The organism is Mesorhizobium sp. WSM3862 (assembly GCF_002294985.1).
Lineage (GTDB): Bacteria > Pseudomonadota > Alphaproteobacteria > Rhizobiales > Rhizobiaceae > Mesorhizobium.
In genome coordinates this window covers 92,183-115,077 of sequence record NZ_NSGE01000002.1, presented here as the reverse complement: position 1 = coordinate 115,077, position 22,895 = coordinate 92,183, and the positions used below count along the sequence as shown (strand labels likewise).

Below are 22,895 nucleotides of genomic sequence, written 5' to 3'. Positions count from 1 at the left end.
AACCTTGTGGGCCGCGATCACGGAGGAATGCGCTGTATAGGCCTCCGGCAAGCCCAATGAATTGATCTAACGCAAAATGAGCCATGTTAAAACAACCTCGAGGAGTTCGGAGATGCCAGGGAATGCCGAGAGCGTGCGCGGGTCCTCATTGTGGCAGGTGAGAACAACTGTCCACGCTTAGCCAACAGTCGGAGTTCGTCCGATTTTTGGACGGAGTGCTTACGCGCAGGGCGTAAACGGCCTGCAAGCCTTCATGGGCGAGAAGGGCGGGGAGCGGGTCCAATCCGACATTTCAGTGATGTTCTGGAAGGGAGCGAATTTCATATCCGCAGGCATGTAATGCCGGAATCAGATTGGACAGCGCCATAACGGTCTGGTGGCGCAAACTGGCTTGAGCGCTCCGTCTCGACTCGTCGGGAGGGCAACCGTCGTGCAAGAGCACGATTGCACCGGGCCGGACCGCGGCGAGCACTGCATCGACGATCGCGTCGGTGCCGGGGCGCGACCAGTCTTTTGGGTCTATCGACCAATGAAGGGCGGCCAGCCCGGCGATCTCTGAGGCAGTGAACACTTCTTCGCTCCAGGCGCCGTATGGCGCGCGAATGTAGCGGATCGAGGCCTGCGGGCATGCTGCCATAATGGCACGGTTGGCCTCAAATACCTCACGTTGCACTTCACCCAAGTCGCATTTGGACAAATCTGGATGAGACATCGTGTGGTTGCCTACCTCGTGCCCTTCTGCGATCATTCGCTGGATGAGATCCGGGTGCTCTGCGGCACAGGCACCGATGACGAAGAAAGTCGCCGGCACCCCATTTTGCGCCAGCACATCGAGTATCTGTGGCGTGAAAAATGGATCGGGACCGTCGTCAAACGTCAGATAAACGCTCCGACGGCCGGTTCCATCAGCGCATTCACTCTGCACCTCCCATCTTTCATCATGATGTTTCATAGCTCTGGATCCTTCCGGTCAATTGTTGTACCGGCCATTTGCTCATCAGCCGCGCAATCGGCATAGCCACGAGAGCACGTGCTCAACGCGCGAGACGGCAGGTCGAGGTTCGGCACTCCGGAGTGGGATCGTACGCGAACGTAGACGCAATAGCCGCCACGCCGTTTCTGCAGGACCTCTCAAATTGGTTCCGCAGCGCGTGCCCCACCGTGGCGAAAGCACTGGATATGGCACACAAAATGAATTGCTGATTCCGAGTCGATCAAGATGCGGACGCGTCGCGTCCAACCCGAATTCTCCCGCCAAGAAATCAACCTCGCCGATCCTGATGGCGGCGCAACAGGCCCAAGTGAGCCGTGACGCCCAGCGCGTCGTAGCCGTTAGGCCGAAGCCCCAGCCCAACTTCGAACGGCTGCAAATAGCTTTCCATTAAAGGATCAGTCCCTCGATAGGTTTTTTCGGAGAGTCGGAGAGTTCGACATGATCGGCCACTTGCAACTTGTTTCCGAGCACAACCTCCACCGTCCTTGGGAGCGCATGGGAACACCTCAACTTGTTGGTGATCCTTGAGGTAGACGCCTACGCTACCTGAGGGAGCCTGTGGCGAAGAGCCGACGCGATGCAGCTTGCGCCGATCACCGACGATTGGTCGAAATGCGGATCGGCTCGCTTAAAGTTCGGCGCAGACCAGGAGGCACAAACCAGAAAATGCTCCTCGGAGCCAACGCATACATCGACAATCCTTTAGGGCTGCATCCTCGAATTCTTCCTATGGGACGTCCTGTCCAATCGGCAAAATCGATTGTTTCGATGACAAGCATCCACGTTGGGGATAGATGAGACAAAGCCCTTGATCTGACCTCCTGGTCGTGCGACGCACCGACCGAGCGCAACCTCACGGGGCGGCAAGCAGATCAATCCAAGTCAGCCCGCCATGAGCGCGGCCGTTGCCCGCCTGCACAATTATTTCGATGATGAAATGTTTACGACGAGCACCCGCGAACGTGGGCCTACCCCGCGCGCGGAAACCGTAAGCGTCTCAGATTTGAGCGACGACGTCCCGCAGCATCTCGACGCCTTTTTCGATCTGCCGGATGCTCAAGGCGGAATAGCCCATGACAAGCCCGACGCGATCGGCCTCGCCTGCTCCCGACTGCCGATGGTAAAGCGGCGAAATGGGGTGCAGACCCAGACCCGCGTATTGCGCGGCTTCGACCAACGCCGTTTCGCGCGATCGCGGCAGGTCGTTGAACCATATGACGACGTGCAGTCCAGCCTCTGCCCCCTGGACTTCGATCCTATCTAGAAAACTCCGTTTCATGGTGGTCAGCAACACCTCCCGGCGCTCGCCGTTGAGGCGACGCACGCGGCGCACATGGTTTTCATAGCTGCCGCTCTCGATCAGAGAGGCCAATGACTCCTGCTCGGCCATCGGAGAATGCCGGTCGGCAAACTGCTTGGCGGTTTCGAAAACCTGCTGCAATTCCACGGGGACGACGAGATAGCCGATGCGCAGCATCGGCGAGAGCGTCTTGGAGATGGTGCCTAGGTAGATGACGGCCGCATGATCCTCCAGGCTGTGCAGCGGGGGAACGGGGCTGATATCGTAGCGATATTCGCTGTCGTAGTCGTCCTCGATGACGTAGGCGCCCTCGTCCCGCGCCCATTCCAGAAGCTGATGCCGCCGCGCGATCGGCATGACGCCGCCGAGCGGAAACTGATGCGACGGCGTCGCATAGGCCAGCCGGGCCGCGAGCCCCGCCAGTTGCTCCGTCTGCATGCCGTGCTCGTCAACCTCGACGGGAACCGGCGTGGCACCTGTACTGGCAAAGACCTGGCGTGCCATCCTGTAGCAGGGGTCCTCGATGACGAAGCTGTCCCCTGGGTCGAGCAGCAGGCGCGCGCAGAGATCGAGCCCCTGCTGCGAACCATTGACGATGACGATTTGCTCAGGGTCGCAGCGCACAGTACGGGCGCGCCAGAGATAGCCCTGAAGCGCCTGGCGCAGCCGGCGCGAACCGCACGGATGGTCGTAGGCGAGCCGTGCCGGCCGCTGCGCCATCGCCGCGTTCATCGCGCGCTTCCAAACCGGTGCCGGAAAATCTGAGGGCGCCAGGTCGCCATATCGGAAATCGATCTTCAGCGTGTTGGGCAGGTAATCCGGCCAGCGCGGAGTGCCACGCAGCCGTTCGCCATAGTTTGACAAGTGACCCGGGCCGGCCCGTTTTGGGGGATTGGCGGTTAGCTCAGGTCCGATCAGCGACGATGCGACACGATGGCGAGCGCCTTGACGGACGTCGATGAAACCTTCCGCCGCCAGCTGCTCGTAGGCAGCGGTGACGGTCGTTCGCGAGACTCCAAGTTCCTCGGCGAGGCCACGTGAGGAGGGCAGTTGGCTGCCAGTGTCGTAGACGCCTCTGAGGATCTGCTCGCGAAGCGATTCGTAGATCTGGCGCGCACCCATGCCGTACGAGCGGTTTGAGCCGCCGGGACCCGGAAACTGGACCATTTCTTTTCCTCCCAACTGGACCAGTTTGCAGCTACTCTTGCCGAAAGCCAAGAGCATGTCCGATGTCGATGCCCGAGCCCGCCCCACCGATCCAAGACTGATAAACTGGCACAGTTTGCGAACGGCCAATTCGGCTGCCCGCGCGACCTGGAGATGTTGCACAACGGGGTACTCAAGCGAATGGAGCAGACCGACCGTTCTGCTGAAAGGGTCGACGAAGCGGCGGAAATATTCGCCGAGACTGTTCGCCCTGCCGGAAGCACTCAGACGCTCGGCATGTGAGAGCCAAGCCGCCACATCGGCTTTTGCAGTAGTAGACAACGGACGGCATCACTCGTCCCAGCCATCCGGGTATTGCCCCTACCATTCGCGCTCGAGCATCGTGGCGACCAGATCGACCGAGGCGAGCGCGACCCGTCGTCGCGGCTTAGCCTTCGCGATGCCGACAGTCCGATCATCACTCGGCAGGCCCGACCCGCATCCGCCAGACTGCGCCGCCTTATCGCCTGGCTTATGCCGCCACCGATCGCTTTGACCTGGTCGCTTCAGAGCCTCACCGGCCAAATCCCTTCCTCTGGATCTCTCGACATCAACGGTTTTATCCTCGACATCCAATGCGCCTGTAGAAACCCAACAGCTCGCCTTGGCCACGCCCTCATCGCTGACCTCGACACGAGGCGATGACGCGCTCGACGCGTCTGCAACTGCCGGGTCCGTCAACGAATTTGACCTTCGGACTCGCCCTTCACCGACGCTTCGAAGCGCGCCATTGTGCGGGGCTCTAGATCCGCGACATGCCTTCGCGCAAGGTCGTGGTGAGCCCAGGCGGAGGATGAATTCGATATAGTTGGCGCGGCACCAGTCGATGGCCTGCGGGCTGCAATAAATGGCTGTGGATCAGGATCCGGGTGTTCGGCCAGTTACTCCGGATCCCCCGCGCCAAGCGGCGTGTCATATGAAGGTGCTTGGACACACCAGTGTTTCGGCAGCTGTTATCGGTCGTCCAGGTTTTGGCATCAGTTTTGGTGGACGCGAGCAGCTTGTGAGGGGTGCATCCGAACGTGGCGCTGCTCCCACAATCGTCTCAGCTCTGATGTGAGAGCCTCGCGCTGGGCTTGATCCAGCGTAATTGTGTCGAGGAGATCCGCGAGCACGGCCTCGCCTTCGATCCGCGTCAGCAGATCGAACAAGTCATGTGAAATACGCGCACAGTCACGGTTATCCGTTCGGATTTCGCAGACGGTCTCCTGGCGATCCTGCGCCCTGTATGCGCGGACTTTATGCAGGGATACATAAGGCGGCAATGAAACCGCGAGCGCAGTCCAGTCCTGCAGCGTTGCGGCCCGTTTTTTGACGAGGTACGGCCCGACCACAAGTCCATCCAGCTCTGTCGTCAGGAACGTGGCAATCGAGTCTGCAACCGAATCTACTATCGGCTCGGCATTGTTGTTAAAGGACGTATTGAGCAGCATTGGGACGCCCGTCCGCTGCTTGAAGGCATTGATGACGTCCCAATAGGCAGGACTGGCCCTGCGCGATACTGTTTGCAGCCGAGCCGTACCGTCGACGTGCGTGATGGCGCCGAGCAAACCACGTTTGGAATCGTGCACACGAACTACGAAGTTCATGAACGGAAATTCGCACGCACTACCCGGGAGGTCAAAAAATTCGCGCGCATGCTCCTCCAGCACTGATGGGGCGAACGGGCGGTACCCTTCCCGCTTCTTGACCATAGCGTTGATCCGGTCCTTGTTTGTGGCGGGCCTGGGGTCGGCAAGAATGCTGCGATTTCCGAGCGCGCGCGGCCCGAACTCCGAACGACCTTGCACCCAGCCGATCACGGCGCCACCGGCCATCCACTCGGCTGCCCTATCCGCCACTTCCTCAGTGCGTTCAAACTCCAGGTGCCCCGCCCATGCCTTTAGTTCCTCTTCGACAGCGTGATCACTCGCGAGATCCGGCCCCCAATAAACCTCCTGCAATCGCGCACGCGGCGCGGGGCGGCCCAGCTCATTAGACGCGATTAGCGCAGCGCCTAATGCGCACCCAGCGTCATGCGATGCGGGCTGCACGAAGATGTCTTCGAAAAGTCCTGAATAGAGCAGCTTGCCGTTCATGGAACAGTTGTGCGCAACTCCGCCGGCCAGGCACAACCGCGTCATCCCGGTGGCCTCACGATAATGCCGAAGAATGTGAAACACGATGCGTTCGAGCGCTTCCTGTAGCGACGCACTCACATCCTTATGCTGCTGGGTGAATGGCATTCCCTTTTGCCGAACCTGAATGCTGCGGAGCAAAGTCGGACCGATGCGGTCCAGGTGGACGCGATACTCGCCGTTTGCGGAGAGTTCATAGAACTGCTCGAAAAGCGCGCGATAGGGAACGGGATCGCCGTAGGGGGCAAGCCCCATTACCTTATATTCATCGAACAAGCCGTAGCCGAGATACCGGATCGTCTCGAGATAAAATTGCCCAAGGGAATTGTTCTCTGGGAAAGTCGCGAGTTGCGTAATTTCAGTAGCAGATCCTATCGCCATAAGGCCCGACAGGAAATCACCAGAGCCATCGATCGCGAAAATCAGACTTTGCTCGAAGCCCGACATTGCAAAAGCACTCACGGCGTGCGCCTGATGATGACCTACGAATGAGATACGCGAAGCGTCGAGTTCGGTACCGAACTCCTGCGCCAGCAGCCTCTGCATCAACAGTTTAGCATCCAACGGAATGGAAGCGTCCGGCTGGGAAACAAGCATGTTTTCTAGCATGGCATTCGAGTAGGCTTCGGTAGCGTAGAACGCCACACGATCGATTTCGCTGAGCTGAACCCCGGCTGCTGAAAGACAGTATTGAGCCGCGCTAATTGGGAGCTTGTTGGAATGTTTGATCCGATTGAGGCGCTCCTCTTCTACGGCCGCAATGACCTGTCCGTCCCGGACGAGCACCGCAGCGCCATCGTGCATGAATGTGTTTGGAATCTGAAACCTGTTTTCATAGACTTTGTCCAATCCCCCGTTCAATCCTAGACACAGCATCTCGCTCTCCATTTGTCGTAGAGGAATACTAAATTGGCCTGTCTCGAGGCCGTTCGATCAGAAGGACGGGCCGCGTTGTCGTTCGCCCCGGCGAATGCCAGTCAGACATCACTGACCTCAAAGAAATTCTCTTGGGTCCGCCGGGATCAACATAAGATCCTGTGCTCGAGACGTCGGGCTTTCCATAGCGTTGTGAGATCGAATCGACGCCAGCCAAAACCCTTCGCGGCACATGCTGGCGACGTCGTTCTTATTTGCGTCCATAGCGCATGGTTTATCTCCTTCTCTTTCGCGTCAGCGCATCAGTCGGCGGCGCAACAGCGCCATCGAGAGGAAGAATGGCAGCAGCGCGTACAGGCCGAGCACACCGATGTGCAGGGCGATGCCGGCGATCGGGCGATCAAGCATAACCGGACGAATAAGGTCGATCGAATGTGACAGCGGCATGCATCGCGCTATCTTCTGAAAGGCGTCAGGCAGCTGATTCAATGGGAAAACGGCGCCCGACAGGAACAGCATAGGTGTAAGCACAAGCGTCTGGTAAAATACAAAGTAATCGTAGCTGGGCGAAAGTGCGGTGACGATCATCGCGAGGCTCGCAAATGCGCACCCCGTCAGAGCAATAATTGGCAGCGCATAGAGGACGGACGGCCAGGCTGCATAGCCCAACATTACGGTGACAATGGTAATTGCCGTACCGGCCAGGAAGGCCTTGGTGGCTGCCCACGCCAGTTCACCCAGAACGATGTCCCCGAGAGTAACGTGCGTATACAGCATGGCTTCCCATGTGCGTTGAGAATGCATGCGAGCGAAAGCCGCGTACAATGTTTCGAGGGTAGAGGCGGTCATCGCACTTACCGCGACCATGCCGGCCGCCAAAAAGGCGATATACGACGCACCGTCGACGTGGCCGACCATTATGCCGAGGCCGGTGCCGAGGCCGAAAAGGTAGATCATCGGATCGGCGAGGTTACCGAGAATCGACACGAGTGCGACTTTCTTCCATGCCAGATAGTTGCGGCGCCACACCGCAACCCAGTTCCACGCATTGGCCGGCAACGCCGCGGCAAAACCTTCAATCATCGTTCACTCCTCCATCTCGCGCCCGGTCAGCCGCAAGAAAACATCCTCGAGATTGGCTGGACGCAGAAGAAGACGCAGACCTGCTCGCCCCTGCAGTTGCGCGCGCACCTGGTCGGGGTCTGGCGCATAGCAATAAAGGGTTTCGCCGCTGACCTCGATGCGCTGAGAATGTGGCTTGACCAGCGAATGCAACTCGTGCGGATCGCCGCCGTAGATCTCCATGACCTGGCATCCGATATGCTCATCGATCAGCGCCTGCGGCCGGCCTTCGGCGATGTAGCGACCCTTTTCGAGCACGCACAGCCGATCGCATAGTCGCTCAGCCTCTTCCATGAAATGCGTCGTCAGGATGATCGTCTTGCCGCGTGCCAATAGGGCGCGCAGCCGCTCCCAGATCAGGTGGCGCGCATGCGGATCGAGGCCGGTGGTCGGCTCGTCCATCACAATGAGCTGGGGGTCGTTGATCAACGCCCGCGCCATCGTCAGGCATCGCTTCATGCCGCCGGACAGTTCCGAGACGCGCGCATCCGCCTTGCGCTCGAGGCGAGCGAATTCGAGAAGCGACGGGATGACCGCTTCGCTCTGGCGTGTGCTCATGCCGAAGTAGCGGCCGAACACCAGCAGGTTCTCGCGTACGGTGAATTCCTGGTCAAGATTGTCGAATTGCGGGACCACGCCAATGCCCCTACGTGCCAGGCGAGCGCGCGCCGGCACCGGGACGCCGAGCACCGTGATCGTGCCCGCGTCAGGGGATGTCATGCCGAGGAGCATTCGCGCAATCGTGCTTTTGCCCGCCCCGTTTGGTCCTAGGAGGCCGAAACACTCGCCCGACGCAACGCTGAACGACAGTTCGTCGACAACGACCTTGTTCCCATACGACTTGGTTACGCCGGCGAAATCGACTGCCACGGTCGACAGAGAGTCAGGCACGGAGCTTTTCGCGCTTGTTTGCCCGTGAGACTTCCGTTCGATCGGACCAGTCTCGAGCTGCCGCAAATCTTCTGGGCCCAAATTCCCATTCAACACTTGATGTTCCTGGTCCTGGCTCAAAGTTCTTCCACCTACGTGACTATTGCTGTTCGCTGTAAGTTGCGTCGGATCCCACCAAGTTTTGCTTTGGAATGGCGCCGGCGGTGTTTGGCACATTGGCCGAAGAGCCTCGCGACAACCAATCGCTATTGCTCAATGTACACAGCGCGTATGCTTTCAATGGGAGCAAGAGAAAGATGTTGATGAGTGTGTGGAGCGAAAATCCGAGAAATCGAAGTTGGCGCGCACGAAACGCTGCCACGCTGCAGCGAATTACAGTCATGACCGCAATCGTCAGGCATGCCGTCCAAGGCACAGTACCTGTCGTTACGAATTGCGCGAGCCCCGCCAGGAGAGACAAAGAGAGCAATAGTGGGCCAAGGTTCTGCCCAATCACGTCCAATGTGAGATAAATATTAAGGCCGCGCAGCAGTTGGAGCGCCAGCAACGTGTCACGGAACGTGCTCCGGGCCCAGCGAAGCTGTTGACGCAGATAGGGACCCATGCTGTTGGGAACGACTGTTGCCGCGACGGCCTCCGGGACATATTCTGTTCTAAAGCCTGCTTTCAGCATCAGGATCGTAAGGTGGCGGTCCTCACCGAAGTCGCTCGGCTTGCCTCGAAAGCGCTGCGTCTCGTACTGATCCAGCAGCGAAGCAAGCGCGGATCTCCGATACATGGCACACGGACCGCAGCAACACATGACGGCACCGAACCGAGCCTGCGCTGCCCGCTCTTCGTTGCAGGCCAGCCAGTACTCCATGTCAATCAACCGCGTCAGCCAAGTTTCATTGCGATTGCTAGCCGCCAACTGGCCCATGGCGGCGCCGATCGCTTGATCTTGCATCTTTAGCGCAAGCCTTGTGATGACGTCCGGCGCGAGTATCGTGTCCGAATCTACATTGAGCACCAAATCTCCGCACGAGCGGCGAACCGCCGCGATCTGTGCCTTGCGCTTTCCGACATTTTTTGGGAGCGCAATGAAGTTGAACCTCGGGTCGCTCGCGTATTCCTCGTGTACACCTGAGAGAGCATCGCGGTTTCCAGAACCGTCATCAACAACATAGACCTGCAGTTCTCCTGCATAGTCCTGACTTGCAATGGAAGCCAGGCAGTCCGAGAGGGTGCGAGGTGCCTCGTTGTAGCACGGGATAATGACATCGACGCTCGGCCAAGGCTCACAGCCGGCCGGTTGGCCCGAGGTCGGGGGTACGTTTGCAGGCAGGGTATAAAGCACCTGCGCGGTCTTATAGACGGTCGACAGCAGCGCATAAGAGCAGACGGCGACAATACTGGCTGGGGCAAAGAGGTTCATGAGATGTCTGATTTTTCAGTGCATTTGAGGAAGCGAGCGGACAATAAATCCGAGGTCAATGCTGGATGCAGATCGGCCAATGCGATGAGGGGCGTGTCGCGGTGACTGATATCATTGCGGGTGTCCTTCATAGCTCTGGACCGTTCCGATCGATCAAAGTGCCGGCCGGCCACTCGCTCATTGAGCGTCCAATTGGGAGCACCATGACGAGTACGTCGTCGTCGACCCGCGTGGGAGGCAGATCGGGGTACACGTCCGGGTGGGTTGAACGCACGCGAACGCCCGACAAAATGCTCGCCAAGCCTTTGCGGCAGAACCTGCCAACATGGTTCCGGAGCGCGTGCCGAACCGTGCCGAAAGCGAATGGAACGCCAAGCTGCTGCAGCACTGGATACATCGCGCTGATCGAATGGGCGATTCCTAGCCCCTCAAGATCCGGACGCACCCCGTATAGACCGAGTTCAGCGACGAGCAGATCAACGTCGCCAACTTTGATGTATCGGCGCAGCAGGCCCAAGTGAGCTGCTACTCCGTGCACATCATAGCCGATTGCGCGGACCTCCGGCCTTGCACCGGCCCAACTTCGACCGCCTGCGAATTGCTTTCCATTAAAGGCTCCGACAGGCTCGTAGGTCTTTTGGAAGAACTCAGAGAGTTCGAGGTGATCCGAAAGCCGCAACTCATTTTCCCAGCACAACCTCCACTGCACGTCAGAGCGCATGCGAAGACTTCCTCTTTTTCGGGTTCTTTTGTGCACTACGCGGTGGTGCAGCGGCGGTGCATGTCATGTGGGCGGTCTATGAAGGACCAGCACAGATTGGTAAAATTGATTGTTTAGATCGCCAGCATCCACGCTATGGATGCTAAAACCAGCGTTTCAGAGGCCTTAATCTGACCTTCTGATCGTGCTCGATTGGGCCGATAAAGCGACGGCACCGATGGCAGCTGTCGGTGACAGAACCTGCGTCAAGACGGCCAGCGATGGCTGCGCCTCGTGCCGAAGCAGCGATCAAGTGGAGGATGGGCCCGACTGTTAGGTGTCAACAAACGCTGCGACCGTTGACCTACGCTTCGCGACGCAGCTCTGGATCGAATCGAGAGCTCAATTGATGAGCGACGAGTGGAAAGCATTCATGGCCGTTGGTGAGAGCTTTGCCAAGCACGTGACACTGAAGCTTTCCAGTGGTGAGGATGTTCGCGACGCCGTCCACGTCAATTCGGTGGAGGGCTACGCCCGTGTCCGCCGTCCCATCGCTGGCGTCTTTCATCATATCGGCCCGGAGCAGCCGACTGTCTTTTTACGAGATTGGCTTCCGATGGTCGCAGCGCGTGGTGTCTGGGAGCGCCGTTCGGAAAACCCGGCATGGTCGAGAAGTCTCGAGAACCATCGGTCGCGCGTGCCGCCGGCGCTGCAACTACTGACCGTCTTTCGCGCCGCCACGGGCCGTCGATGCGGCGAAGCTCGGATGGAGGAATCATCATCAAATCAACCGTAGTAGCTGCATTTGATTGATAAAGGTGGTTGCAACCAAGTTCGAATGTCGCGCCCTCAGCAAAGTAGAAATGTCGCCACGGCCTTTCAAAGGGCGGGGCACAACAAGTTAGAAATGCGACAGTGGCGCGCTTCCCTGGCTCCAGCATCAGCGCCCGGGTGAGGCACGAGCGCCCCCACCATCAGATCGCGATTGAATGGTTCGATCATCATCAGACGATAGCGATGTTGCCCCTCGCGAAAGGCGTGTCGTCGCTGCTTTTGACTTTGCCCTCAAACGAGGCCGAAGAACTGCTTGCCCTTGACGACGAGTTGTTCCTGATGGAGTTGACGAAGCGCTGTCGTTCTGTTCGAGCAGGATTGCGCCGACCAGGCGCACGATCGCATCGTCGTTCGGGAAATTTCCGACGACCTCGGTGCGCCGCTTGATCTCGCGCATCTCGGAATGTTGTCGCATCGCCTTACCCTTCGTATTCAGCCCAGAATTTCGGGGGTTGCCGACTTACCATGCGCAGAGCGGCTATTCCGCCGGCCGCGTCTGCAGGACAGTACGGCGGTCGACTGACTGCAGCAGCACAGCGGCGGCGACGGCTAGCAGCGCCAGCGCCGCACCTACCAGCGGCAACTGGGCGTAGGACACGCCCCAGGAGATTGCGAGGCCACCGATCCAAGCGCCGCCGGCATTGCCGACATTGAAGGCGCTCTGGATGAGCGTGGCGGCAAGGTTCGGGCCCTCGGCAGCCGCCTCGACGACGCGGATCTGCAGCGGCGGCACGACGATGAAGATCAGCATACCCCATAGGAAGACGATGGCGATAGCAGCCATCGCTATCGCACCGAATTTGGCGAAGACGACGAACACCAAGGCCATGGCGAGCAGCGTGCCGATTACCGTCGGCATCAGCCTCCTTTCGGCCAGCCTGCCGCCGATGAGGTTGCCTATCGTCATGCCGGCGCCGAACAAGAGCAGCACCCAGGTGACGGTCGCCGTCGACAGGCCGGAGACGTCGGTGAGATAAGGCTTGATGTATGTGAAAACCGCGAACAGGCTGGCCGATGCAAGCGAGGCGATCAGCATCGCCAACCACACCTGCAGCTTGCCGAGCACGCGCAATTCAGCGAGCAGGCCGCCACCGCTCGGCTCGGCGACATCCGAAGGCACCAGCCAGGCGATGGCCGCGACCGAGACCAGCCCGATGCCGACGACGGCAAGGAAGGTGGCGCGCCAGCCGAAGGCTTCGCCGAGCGCGGTGCCGGAGGGGACGCCGAGGATGTTGGAGAGCGTCAGCCCGGCGAACATCAGCGCGATCGCGCTCGCCCTTTTGTTGCGCGGCACAAGGCTCGCGGCGACGACCGAGCCGATGCCGAAGAAGGCGCCATGGCCGAAAGCGGTGAAGACGCGCGCCGCCATCAGCAGCCAGTAATTGGGCGCAAGCGCGCAGAACAGATTGCCGATGACAAAGAGCGTAGCGAGGCCCACAAGCACCGGCTTGCGCGGCAGGCGGGCCGTCGCCGCGGCGACGATCGGTGCGCCGATGACAACGCCCAGCGCGTAGCCGGTGACGAGCAGGCCGGCCGATGGAATTGAAACGCCGAGGTCGGCGGCCACCTCCGGCAGCAGTCCCATGATGACGAATTCGGTGGTGCCTATGCAGAAGGACGCAATGGCAAGCGCAAGGATCGGCAAAGGCATGGGGTGTCCAGACTCGCTCGGTGATGACTCGCGGACAACCAAGCATGTGCCGTTCCGAATAAAAGGTCATTCTGGAACAAGCAGATAGCCTAAACAGGTACGTCGCATGTCCGACATTGTCGCCCCGTCTATGTCATTTTCTGCACTGCTGCCCGGGAAGCCCATGCCGCGCGTTGAGGGAGTTTTCCGGCTACCTTCTGAGCATCGGGTGTGAATGCTCCACCGGCTAAAGCCGATGGCTTCAGGTTACGGCTTAAAGCCGGATCGGTCCGCCACCCGGCGGACAGGGCGCGAACTCACGTCACGTTGAAATTGCTGTCAGGCTCGGGCGGTGTCTGGTTCTTGATGTACCCCACCCACATTTCGTCGGTCACATTGCCGCTTGTGGCAACCCAATAACCCCTCGCCCACAGATGCTGGCCCTAGTAGCGTTTGCGCAATACCCCCGAACTCGCTCAGCAGCTTGTGTGAACTGCGTCGCTTCAGGTGCGCACCGCACGCGATACCGACAGGTTCGGCGGGACCGACACAAGCATGGCACGTCGATCCGGCGTGAATGACCATTTCGTGCGCTCGCGCCGTCTCACGCAGCAACTCCCGGCATCGCTATACCAATGCGCATGTTCGTGCTGCTTCCCGGTGTTGCCAGCACAGGAGGCCATTCGAGCCCTTATTGCCATTCCGGCGCGCTGGCTCTCGCCGGCGGAATCTTGCCTACCTGCGGTTTCTACAAGCTTTTCGTTTCGCTCGGCCTGGAATGTCTTACGCCATTGCCGTATGAACATGGACGTGCCAATTGCGGGAAGCGGTGATGGTGGTGCCGGTGCCTTGCGGGTGTGTCGGTCTCTAGGTTTGGACGCCCATGCTCGCCCTTCCTCGTCGAGCCGCTTTTTCGCCCTGAATTCAGCGCTGCGCAGTTGTCGGAAGGGCGAGCGAGCTCGTCGACATCGGTATCCCGGAGCCTAAGGAAGGGCAGGCTGTCGCTTTCCGCTGTGCCGACTATTCAGACGGTCACCAACCTCAAAGAATCGCGCGTAAGGTCCGCCTGCGAAGTGACGCCGCAAATCTCCGAAATTCTCTATCGTTTGGTCCAGGGGGCGCGCTTCCTGCCGCTTAAGGATAGTGGCACCAGAGAGCCGAACCGCTGGAATCCCTAGGAAACCCCAAATTGTTGCCAAGCACGCAGAGGGTTCGCCAAGAAGGCTCTCGTACTCGACCACATGCAAGTCGGTGGACGCGAAGGAGCGCGCGACGAGATTGTGGAATTCATCGGCGGTCTTGAAATAAGCCTCGCAGCAGGCGACTGTCAGTTTAACGCACGGATTCGCGTCGTTGCCCGAAGTGTACTTAAGCCATTGGCGGGTTTGCCTCGCCTGTGTCAGCGATCGCAGCGATTCCAATGTGTTTCTGCGTACTAGAAGGATGACCTTCAGGCATGGCCAACGAGCGAGCTCAGCAAAAAAGCCCGGACGCTCGCCAAACTGAGGTTCGTTGATCTTGCAACCAACGCGCGTAACCTTCTTGTTGGCTGCGTTGGAATAACGCAAGTAGGCAAGCTCGAGGAGCTCGCGATCGCTGCCTAGCAAGCGGTCCTTATCGAGCCAGTTAGTATCATAGGGGTTGAGCAACTCACCGTTGCTAAGTACGCTCGGATGCTCGTTCAGCAGTTCTTCCAAGTAATGCGTACCCGCCCTCGGCATCGCAAGGATCACAAATGGGCTAGGTGAAGGCATTGGATGGGTCATGCAAGTGTTTCCGTTCCAAGGTTTGTTCGGCTGGGTTGACCAAACGGCGCAGCAACTCTATGTAATCCGCCATCCTAAAAATGGCTTTTCGAAAGAAATCGGCGAATTCTACATAGTCTGCAAGTCCCCAGCTCATTTCCCAGCATAGTCTCCAGGCGTACTTTGGAAAGCGCATGGAATAACTTCCTCTTGCCATTTCTTGGGGTACGCGTCACGCGATCCGATCTCGAACAGTCTGGAAAGCGTACGGAGCTTTGCCGGTGGTATGCCTCCGAGCGGCCTTTGGGGCTTGGTTGTGTCAGCCAGATCGATGGAGCTTGCGCAACGTCGAAGAACATGGCTGGAGTGAGCATGGCCTCATTTGATGCTAGACGTATACTTCAGAAAACAGGGCAATGAACGCCCATATTTATATGTCCGAAGATGACTCTCGCGGTTCGCATTTTTCTATGCAGCACTCCATAAACGTCGTAAAATCAATTGTTCGAATACTTCACATCCACGCCGTGGATGAATCGACCGTGCGCTTCAAGGGCCTTAATGTGAATGCTCCACCGGCTAAAGCCGGTGCGCGACTTTTTCCGCGATGAGGTATTTATCATGAGAGGCCGTGAACTTGTCCCAGCACGCCGTGCGGAAGGGCTCGGCCCCGCGGTCCGCGAGGCTCTGCTGCACATCCAGCTCTCTATCATTCCCTGGGATAATTCAACCCAACCCAATCGGCGCGTCGCTTCAGGATCGGCATTTCCGATTTCATGACGGTCGTATTTTTTTCAAGCGGTGGTGGAGCGTGTCGCACGGGAGGCGCCCGCCACCAGCTTTGAATTGCTGCCTCTCGAGGACGACCTGCGTGTTGCCGGGCGATCGCCGTGGTGACGAGGTCGACCTTCCCATCCGACAGCCTTTCGGCACGCTGGCCCAGTTGCCGATTCTGAATGATGGAGGGTCGCACGGCAGCGATGAGGGTGAAGGCGACACCGCACCTCCTATGCGAACTCCACCTTGAGCTGTCTAAGCTTGCGGCGTGACCACTTACATCGCGAAGGAGACGTACAGGACGGCGCGCATCGTCGGTCCGGAGAAACGGCCGAAACACCTCCGCTACCGTGAGGATGTACGATCGTTGTTGCGGACCGTCATGTCCTCGCTCAGGCGGCGCAGCGGGCTCAACAATGGCCGGGGGCGACTTCGCGACCTGACATCATTCAGGCGTTTAGAATTTCTTCACCTCAATTCCGTACCGGCCCAGAGCATAGCCGACTTGCCGCGGCGTGAGGCCGAGGATATGAGCCGCCCTAGCCTGGACCCTGTTGGCCTCTTCCATCGCGTCGATCAGCCCGTCGCGTTCCGTCAGCCGCGAACCCATTGTCGAGCAATTGGGCTCCTTCGGATCGTCGCTCTTGAGGATTCGTTCGGTCGCTCACCTCGTGTGCCGGCTGCGCCGGATGCGGCTGACCATGGAACGACAAGCGTGCAGCCACGGCGCGGCGGGTGGAAAATCGCGGCGGTCCTCTCTCGTTCCAAGACAGAGCAATCCTGACCGATCGCTCCGTAGAGGGACGGCGGAAGAAGGCGTCATGCTCTTCACGGGGATCGACGATTCCGCGCAGCCGCAACCGCTCACATCGAACCACACTCGCCAGCCTGCTAGGCCGGCGCGCGGACAATGCCACTGTGACTGGGGTTCACCGCCTCAGCATGGCCGCAATGCCATGACGGACAAAGGGAAGATGTTGTCCGAGGCGCAGCCCCACATGCCTTGCAAGCCGTGCCGCCGGATGCTCGCTTGAGTAGAGTCCGACAAGAATATTCGTAGCATGGTAGAGCGGCGCCGCCGACAGGCGCAGTCGGCTTTCATATCTGTGGAGCATGTCGGGATCGGCAATGTCTCGACGGTCGCGCCATGCTGTCTGAATACCACGGGCGAGCTGCTTCTGGCCGCCGAGGCCGATGTTGAAGCCATGAGCGGTTACCGGGTGCATGCCGATGGCAGCGTCGCCGATCAATGCGGCGCTCGGCGCCCGGAACCTGTGCGCCCAGGTCGTGACCAACGGATAGATATGGCGTTGGCTTGCCAGGCTCATCTTGCCGAGGCGCCCTCGACAGCGCTTCGTCAACTCCATCAGGAACAACTCGTCATCAAGGGCAAGCAGTCCTTCGGCCTCGTTTGAGGGCAAAGTCAAAAGCAGCGACGACACGCCTTTCGCGAGGGGCAACATCGCTATCGTCTGATGATGATCGAACCATTCAATCGCGATCTGATGGTGGGGGCGCTCGTGCCTCACCCGGCAAATCAGCATTGAGTTGCCAAGCCGATTGATATCGGCGCCGATGCCGAGGAGATTGCGGGTGGCGGACAAACGCGAATCGGCGGCAACGAGAAGCCGAGCGGTCAGCTGCCTGCCATTGGAGAGCGTTATAACTGCTCCCTGGCGGCTGTTTGTTGCACGCACGACCGAGTGGCCGCACAGCAGGCGGACATGGCCCTGCAAGCGGACGATCTTGAAAAGGGCATCGCGGATCCGGCAATTCGGGACCAGAACGCCCAGTGGTTCCGCGGATCCGTCGGGGGAATCGAAACACAGCGCAAAAGGGCTCGATCCGTTGAGGACGCGTGCGCCCTGAAGCGGTGACTTGTCCGAAGCGCGGATAACATCCCAGGCGCGGAGCTCGCGAAGGATGCCAATCGAGGCGTGGGTGAGCGCGATCTCGCGACCGTCGAAAGCCGGACTTGCCAGTCTTTCCAGGGACTGCCCTTCGACAACCGCCAGTTTGAGCTCGCTGTGGGCAAGCGATGCGGCGAAGGAAAGTCCGACCGGCCCGGCGCCAACGACAATGATGTCGAAGCTGTCGTCACAGCCGGCCATCAACGGGCAGCCAGCGCGTCGGCTCTCTTCGTGAGACGCTGCTGGCGTCGAGCCGCACGTCGTGCGTCGAGCGCGCTACGATCCATGGCCCGCCGCGTCGCCTCAAGCGCGTTTCTCACGTCGGTTCCTGGCTGGTGAAGCGTCATTTGCCTGCCGTATGGTCCGGATTTTCAAGATGATGGGAGCGACGACCAGGCTGCCGGTCAGCACATGCGTTTTTTCCCTGAAGAACTGGCCGATCAAACCACGCCGATAGGGACATGGCCTTGATCTGGGTCAGTCGAGGCCCAACCGGCGTCGGATGACCTCGATCCAGTGATGTGCCAGCTGACCCCATGACGACGCCATGGCACCAGCTAGCCCAGGGGAGAACCAGGCGTGTGACCTGGGAAGGCTGTTTTCAGGACTTTTGCGAGATCAGCGAATAACAGGCTCGCCATGGAAGCGCCGGCGCGAGGGCGGCGACACGCCGAAGCCGACTTCCATCATCAGCCGTGGCGTGCGCGAAGGCACGGTGCCCATATGGAAGCCAAACGGATCCTCGACAAAGCCGAGGCCGGCTTCGCCGGTCAGCGTGACGGGGCTGTCATCGCCATAGACGTTGAGAACCTCATGCGCCGGATGGCCGACGAGCAGTGTAAGTTGATGCTTGAGGATGCGCCGCTTGTGGCTGCCCCGGACATAGACATGCGGGCCGGTGCCCTCGTCGACAGGCGTCAGATAGAAGAAGAATTTCAGCATCCGCCAGTCATCGAGATCGAAATGATACTTCCCCAGCGAGGCACGGTTCTTGTCGGCGTCGGAAGCCTGGCCGGTGGGAAAGCTCCACCACACGCGTGTGGTGATCAGTTTCGCCTGAGCGCCCAGATAATGCGCGGCGATGTCGAGCAGCAGCGGCTCGTTCTGGATGGCGACCGCTGCCTTGCAGTCGAGGATGCGCTCGAAATAGTGGCCGCTGAGCAAGGAGCGGCCGAAACGCTTCTCGGCCTCGGCATGGTCCTCAGGCATGAATTCGAGACGGCGATCGAAATTGCCGAAACAAGGCGTGCACCGGGCGAAGGCGGCGATCTCGTCATGGATGAAAGTCGGAAGGACGAGCCCGCAAAACAGCCCGTCCGACCGCAGCGCCTCGACAACGTCCTGGCGATTGACGCCGGCAAGCATCGTGTCGTGGGCCTTTTGCGACACGCGAACCGGCTTTGCCCCACGCCAGTGCATCCTGCGGGCCGGCATGGTGCGGGCCAGCACGAACATCGGCAGCCATGCCGGGTTCTCGCGAATGTCCGACAGATAGGTGGGAATGCGCACGGCGATGCGGCGCAGCACGCCGCCGTTTCGGGCGATAGCCTCGAGACTGGCGGCGCCGGATTTGTCAGGGCTCGAAAGGGTCATGAAGGTCCTCAGCTATGAATGCGATATCGACGAAGCATCGGTTCTCGCTGCCTCGCCGCTGGGATCCAAGCCCGATTCCCGCAGCGGGAGGACGTTTAGCCGCGGGTCGGTTTTTGTGCAATGCACAATAGCCCTTGCGCGTGGCAAATGCTGTTCGGATCAATGTCCGAAGTTCGTCCTCACTTGTATTGAGCAGACCGGCCGAGCCCTTCGATCGAGAACAGCCGTATGTTGAGATCGCGACCTTAACGACCCCCTGAATGGCAACTCTGTTTCTGGGGAAGCTGGGGTGGCGCCCGCCGAGTGCACCAACTCGCCATTGATGATCGCGGTAGCATCGCTTTGAACGCCAATCTGTGCGGTGACGTTTTTTGTCCTCGCCGTAAATTTGGGAACCCAAAACCGCCGATCCGGTGATTTCGCAGATATACTCGCATCGACCGGCTGCGCCCACGACCGGCTCCAATGCAGTGTCTGGTCGATTGGACGCTCAGCTATCTTCGCGAGGCACACGCATGAAGGGCATAGAGGCGCGATGCGACGAAGGAGCTGAGTTCCGAATTGTCCTTATTGAAGGGGGACGTGCGACGGCTTATGTAATGGACCGAAAAGCTCTTTTGACCAACATTTCGGCCAAATGGGAGCATCTTCACCGTTGATGCCAGTAATCAACGCAATCTTCTCGCTTAAGCTCGGCACGCCATTAGCTTAACGAGGAAAGGGAAACCTCAACGAAGTTCCCTTCTGATCACGACCTGTAGACGTTGGTCAGGTGCGACCGTATACGTCCTCAAACCGCACAATGTCATCTTCGCCCAGATATTCGCCGCTTTGGACCTCAATCATAACCAGGACGATATTGCCGGGGTTCTCGAGCCGGTGTTTGTGGCCGCACGGGATATGGGTGGATTGATTGGTGGTCAGGAGTAGCTCCTGGTCGCCGTTGACTATTTTCGCAGTGCCGCTGACCACGACCAGTGCTCGGAGCGGTGATGGTGCATCTGCAGGCTCAAGCGCCCGCCCGGGTTAACCTGCGCTTGATCTTGAAGCGCTCGCTTTCCTCCAGAACCGTGTATGTGCCCCAGGGCCGGTGCACGGTACCATGAAGCAAGTGCGCTTCGTGTCCCGCAGCCTTGAGCCCCTCGAACAGTTTCTTGACGTCCTGGACGCGATCGCGGGATGCAACGAGCAGCGCATCGTGGGAATCGACAATCACCAGGTCGCTGACGCCCACCGTCCCTATGACTCGTTTGTCCGAGCTTATGTAGGTGTCTACCGTGTCCACTACATGGACATCGCCGCGGATCCTGTTGCCGCTCTCGTCGGGAGGGATCAGTTCGGCCATTGCGTTCCAGGAACCGATGTCGTTCCACCCCATCTCGCAAGGGACAACGGCGAGATTGTGCGCCTTTTCCATCACCGCCCGGTCGAGCGAGATGCGCGGAGCCACGGCGAGATGCTTGGCCGAGAGCTCGATGCTGGCGAAGCGCTCGCCGTCAATGATTGCGGCGTTCTCGTAGCTGCCGAGAACGGCATCGACCACCTCCTTGCAATGCAGGGCCATCTCATCGAGCATTACTTGCGCTTTGAAGCAGAAGATGCCGGCGTTCCAGAAGAAACGTTTGGAGGCGACATAGGATTTGGCGGTCTCGACGTCCGGCTTCTCGACGAAACGGACGACTTTTTCGCCATCGGCCTCGATGTAGCCGAATGCCGTGTCCGGCCTGTCTGGATTAATGCCCAAGGTTGCAATACGCCCCTGCCCCGCATGCTCGATCGCTCGACTGATGGCGCTTGCAAAGGCCGCCAGGTCGCCGATCATCTGGTCCGCGGGAAAAATGCACAGGATTGCATCCGGCCCCTGTGTCGCCTTGGCGTGGATGGTCGCCGCGGCGATAGCGGCGGCCGTGTCCCGGCCCTCCGGCTCGAGCAGGAAGGTGCGCGGGAGCAGGCGGAATCCAGCTCGTCAAAATGGTCTTTCGTGAGGAAGAGATGGTCCTTGGAGGTCACGGTGACGAGCTCGGCCGCCCCCACAATCGAAGCCGCGCGCAAGACGCTGTGCTGAATGAGCGAACGCCCGTCCGCCATCTTGAGGAAAGGCTTGGGGTGCGACTGCCTGGAGGCGGGCCACAGCCGCGAGCCGGCTCCGCCGCTGATGATGACAGGAACCACTTTCATCAAATGCCCTCTACCGTCTGCGACGCGAATGCCTGTGCTCTTTTCAGCACCGAGGCGACGATCGTCGTGGCTCTGCTCTCGCTCGAAGCTTCCGAATAGCAGCGCAGTTCCGGTGCATTGCCGGAGGGCCGCAGGTGTATGATCTCGCCTGTGCGCATACGCACCCTGAAGCCGTCGGTTTTGTCGACTTCGGCTACGGTCCCGAACGGGGCGAGAAATTGCTGCAGCGCGTCGAGGTTTGCGAGGCGATCCATCAATCTGCTTGAACTTTCGGCGGAGAAATCCTGCAGCCGGTCGCTCGCGCATACCGGAAGCTTCCAGAGCTCGCGCAGTTGCGACAGGTTCTTCTTTGTCGATGCCATGGTACCGAGAACAGCCAGGATTGGGAGAAGCGAGTCCCGCGTCGGCAGTGCGGTCAAAGTCTTCCCGTTCGCCGTGTAATCCGACCCCAGGAGAACGCCACCATTGGCCTCAAAGCCGACAACGATGCTGCCAGCACGATGTGACGCCTCCATGGCTTCGATGACAAATGGTGACCCGACCTTTGTCCTCAGGACGTCGAAGCCGAAAGCTTTCGAAATGCCCGAATTGGAGGTCACAGGCGTCACGACGGTATCCGCCTTCAGGAAGAGAGCCGTGGCGAGCCCAACCAGATCGCCGCGAAACAGATCGCCATTTTCATCGGCAATGAGTGGCCGATCAGCGTCCGCATCCGTCGACACGATGGCATCGAGATTGAATTCGCGGACCCATTCTTTCAATTTTGCAATCGTGGCTGCATCCACGGCTTCGGTATCGACAGGCACGAAAGTTTCGGTTTTCCCGACGGCGACCACGCCGGCGCCGAGCGATTGAAGAACTTCCACCAAAAGTATTGCTGCTACCGAACTGTGCCGGTAGACTCCAAGTCTCAGGCCGGAAAGGGAGCCCGGCTCCAGCATGTCATTGGCGCGCTCTCGATAAGAGGCCATCGCCTCTTCATGGCGGATAGGCCACGTCGTTCCCAGAGGAGCGGGTGGCAAGCAATATGCATTTGATCTTTCGGCGACAAAGCGCGTAATCGCGGCCTCATCCGCCTTGCTGATCTCACCATTCGGGCCGTAGAATTTAATGCCGTTGCGATCGGCTGGAATGTGCGACCCGGTGACCATAAGAGCCGCCGCGCCGTGTCTGCGTGCATATAGTGCCAGGGCAGGCGTCGGTATGGCGCCGCAATCGATCGGCTGGAAACCATTTGCGGCCAACGCCGCCATGCAATTGTTGACTATCGCTTGACTGCTTTCACGCAGGTCGCGGCCTACGAAGACCGAACTATTCGGCTGAACCTGGCTCGAACTCAAACGCCAGGCGAAAGCTTCGGTATAAAGCCCGCTGGCCTTGCCGAGTAATTCTGAATCCAAACCTCGAACGCCGCTTGACCCGAATTTCATGACTTCGCTTTGCTGGGGGGACAGGTAAGGTGGGATAATATTGCAGTGGGCTAGTGCTTCTATTGAAAGCGCCATCGTTCTCAGCCACCTGCTATTCAGATGTGCGCTCTCTTCAACACGGTAACGGCCGATCAAATTTGCAGAACGACCCAAACAGGAGCTCAGAACGGAAGTTAGG

13 protein-coding genes and 7 pseudogenes are annotated in these 22,895 nt (G+C 59.3%); 4 read left to right on the top strand and 16 right to left on the bottom strand.

Going from position 1 to position 22,895, the window contains the following annotated elements:
• Nucleotides 1-292: 292 nt before the first annotated feature.
• The gene (gene nodB, locus CK224_RS04940) at nt 293-952 is read right to left on the bottom strand and encodes a chitooligosaccharide deacetylase NodB (protein WP_095780987.1); all 660 of its coding nucleotides are present in this window, start codon (nt 950-952) and stop codon (nt 293-295) included.
• An 855-nt stretch (nt 953-1,807) separates the two neighbouring features.
• Between nodB and CK224_RS31820 the strand changes: the two are divergent.
• Nucleotides 1,808-1,985 (top strand): annotated as a pseudogene (locus CK224_RS31820) (LysR family transcriptional regulator); the annotation flags it as partial.
• A gap of 6 nt (nt 1,986-1,991) precedes the next feature.
• Here CK224_RS31820 and CK224_RS04935 read toward each other — a convergent pair.
• From CK224_RS04935 to CK224_RS04910, 6 genes are all read right to left on the bottom strand, one after another.
• Nucleotides 1,992-3,461 (bottom strand): PLP-dependent aminotransferase family protein, encoded by a 1,470-nt coding sequence (locus tag CK224_RS04935; RefSeq protein WP_095780986.1) that lies wholly within the window; start codon nt 3,459-3,461, stop codon nt 1,992-1,994.
• Between the two features lie 1,016 nt (nt 3,462-4,477).
• On the bottom strand, nt 4,478-6,493 hold the full coding sequence (locus CK224_RS04930) for a carbamoyltransferase (RefSeq protein ID WP_095781436.1): 2,016 nt from the start codon (nt 6,491-6,493) through the stop codon (nt 4,478-4,480).
• 294 nt (nt 6,494-6,787) lie between these two features.
• Nucleotides 6,788-7,576, bottom strand: a complete 789-nt coding sequence (locus tag CK224_RS04925) for an ABC transporter permease (protein WP_095780985.1) — start codon at nt 7,574-7,576, stop codon at nt 6,788-6,790.
• 3 nt (nt 7,577-7,579) lie between these two features.
• Entirely contained in the window at nt 7,580-8,602 is a 1,023-nt protein-coding gene (gene nodI, locus CK224_RS04920; RefSeq protein ID WP_095781435.1) for a nodulation factor ABC transporter ATP-binding protein NodI, read from the bottom strand.
• A gap of 43 nt (nt 8,603-8,645) precedes the next feature.
• A complete protein-coding gene (nodC, locus tag CK224_RS04915; protein WP_095780984.1) occupies nt 8,646-9,920 on the bottom strand; it encodes a chitooligosaccharide synthase NodC in 1,275 nt (424 codons plus the stop codon).
• A 127-nt stretch (nt 9,921-10,047) separates the two neighbouring features.
• Nucleotides 10,048-10,641, bottom strand: coding sequence for a NodA family N-acyltransferase (locus tag CK224_RS04910; RefSeq protein ID WP_095780983.1), 594 nt, complete (start codon nt 10,639-10,641; stop codon nt 10,048-10,050).
• Nucleotides 10,642-11,008: 367 nt separating this feature from the next.
• Between CK224_RS04910 and CK224_RS04905 the strand changes: the two are divergent.
• Nucleotides 11,009-11,433: pseudogene (locus tag CK224_RS04905) on the top strand (transposase); the annotation flags it as partial.
• 135 nt (nt 11,434-11,568) lie between these two features.
• A pseudogene (locus CK224_RS32460) lies at nt 11,569-11,757 on the top strand (FAD-dependent hydroxylase); the annotation flags it as partial.
• Here the strand turns inward: CK224_RS32460 and CK224_RS30605 are convergent.
• From CK224_RS30605 to CK224_RS04885, 4 genes and pseudogenes are all read right to left on the bottom strand, one after another.
• Nucleotides 11,753-11,848, bottom strand: a pseudogene (locus CK224_RS30605) (transposase); the annotation flags it as partial. The pseudogenes CK224_RS32460 and CK224_RS30605 sit on opposite strands and share 5 nt — an antisense overlap.
• An 84-nt stretch (nt 11,849-11,932) precedes the next feature.
• Nucleotides 11,933-13,105 (bottom strand): MFS transporter, encoded by a 1,173-nt coding sequence (locus CK224_RS04895; RefSeq protein ID WP_095780982.1) that lies wholly within the window; start codon nt 13,103-13,105, stop codon nt 11,933-11,935.
• Nucleotides 13,106-13,401: 296 nt separating this feature from the next.
• Nucleotides 13,402-13,518, bottom strand: a complete 117-nt coding sequence (locus tag CK224_RS31815) for a transposase (RefSeq protein ID WP_245425796.1) — start codon at nt 13,516-13,518, stop codon at nt 13,402-13,404.
• Nucleotides 13,519-14,067: 549 nt separating this feature from the next.
• Nucleotides 14,068-14,850, bottom strand: a complete 783-nt coding sequence (locus CK224_RS04885) for a sulfotransferase (RefSeq protein WP_095780981.1) — start codon at nt 14,848-14,850, stop codon at nt 14,068-14,070.
• Nucleotides 14,851-15,417: 567 nt separating this feature from the next.
• Between CK224_RS04885 and CK224_RS31810 the strand changes: the two are divergent.
• A pseudogene (locus tag CK224_RS31810) lies at nt 15,418-15,696 on the top strand (LysR family transcriptional regulator); the annotation flags it as partial.
• A 367-nt stretch (nt 15,697-16,063) separates the two neighbouring features.
• Here CK224_RS31810 and CK224_RS04875 read toward each other — a convergent pair.
• The 5 genes and pseudogenes from CK224_RS04875 to CK224_RS04855 all read right to left on the bottom strand — a co-directional run.
• Nucleotides 16,064-16,207, bottom strand: a pseudogene (locus CK224_RS04875) (helix-turn-helix domain-containing protein); the annotation flags it as partial.
• A 328-nt stretch (nt 16,208-16,535) separates the two neighbouring features.
• Nucleotides 16,536-17,717, bottom strand: coding sequence for a 5-demethoxyubiquinol-8 5-hydroxylase UbiM (ubiM, locus tag CK224_RS04870; RefSeq protein ID WP_095780979.1), 1,182 nt, complete (start codon nt 17,715-17,717; stop codon nt 16,536-16,538).
• 417 nt (nt 17,718-18,134) lie between these two features.
• Entirely contained in the window at nt 18,135-19,109 is a 975-nt protein-coding gene (locus CK224_RS04865) for a hypothetical protein (protein ID WP_095780978.1), read from the bottom strand.
• Nucleotides 19,110-19,877: 768 nt separating this feature from the next.
• A pseudogene (locus CK224_RS04860) lies at nt 19,878-21,287 on the bottom strand (mannose-1-phosphate guanylyltransferase/mannose-6-phosphate isomerase).
• On the bottom strand, nt 21,287-22,717 hold the full coding sequence (locus CK224_RS04855; protein ID WP_095780977.1) for a phosphomannomutase: 1,431 nt from the start codon (nt 22,715-22,717) through the stop codon (nt 21,287-21,289). Before CK224_RS04855 ends, CK224_RS04860 begins: the two are co-directional and overlap by 1 nt.
• Nucleotides 22,718-22,895: the final 178 nt, after the last annotated feature.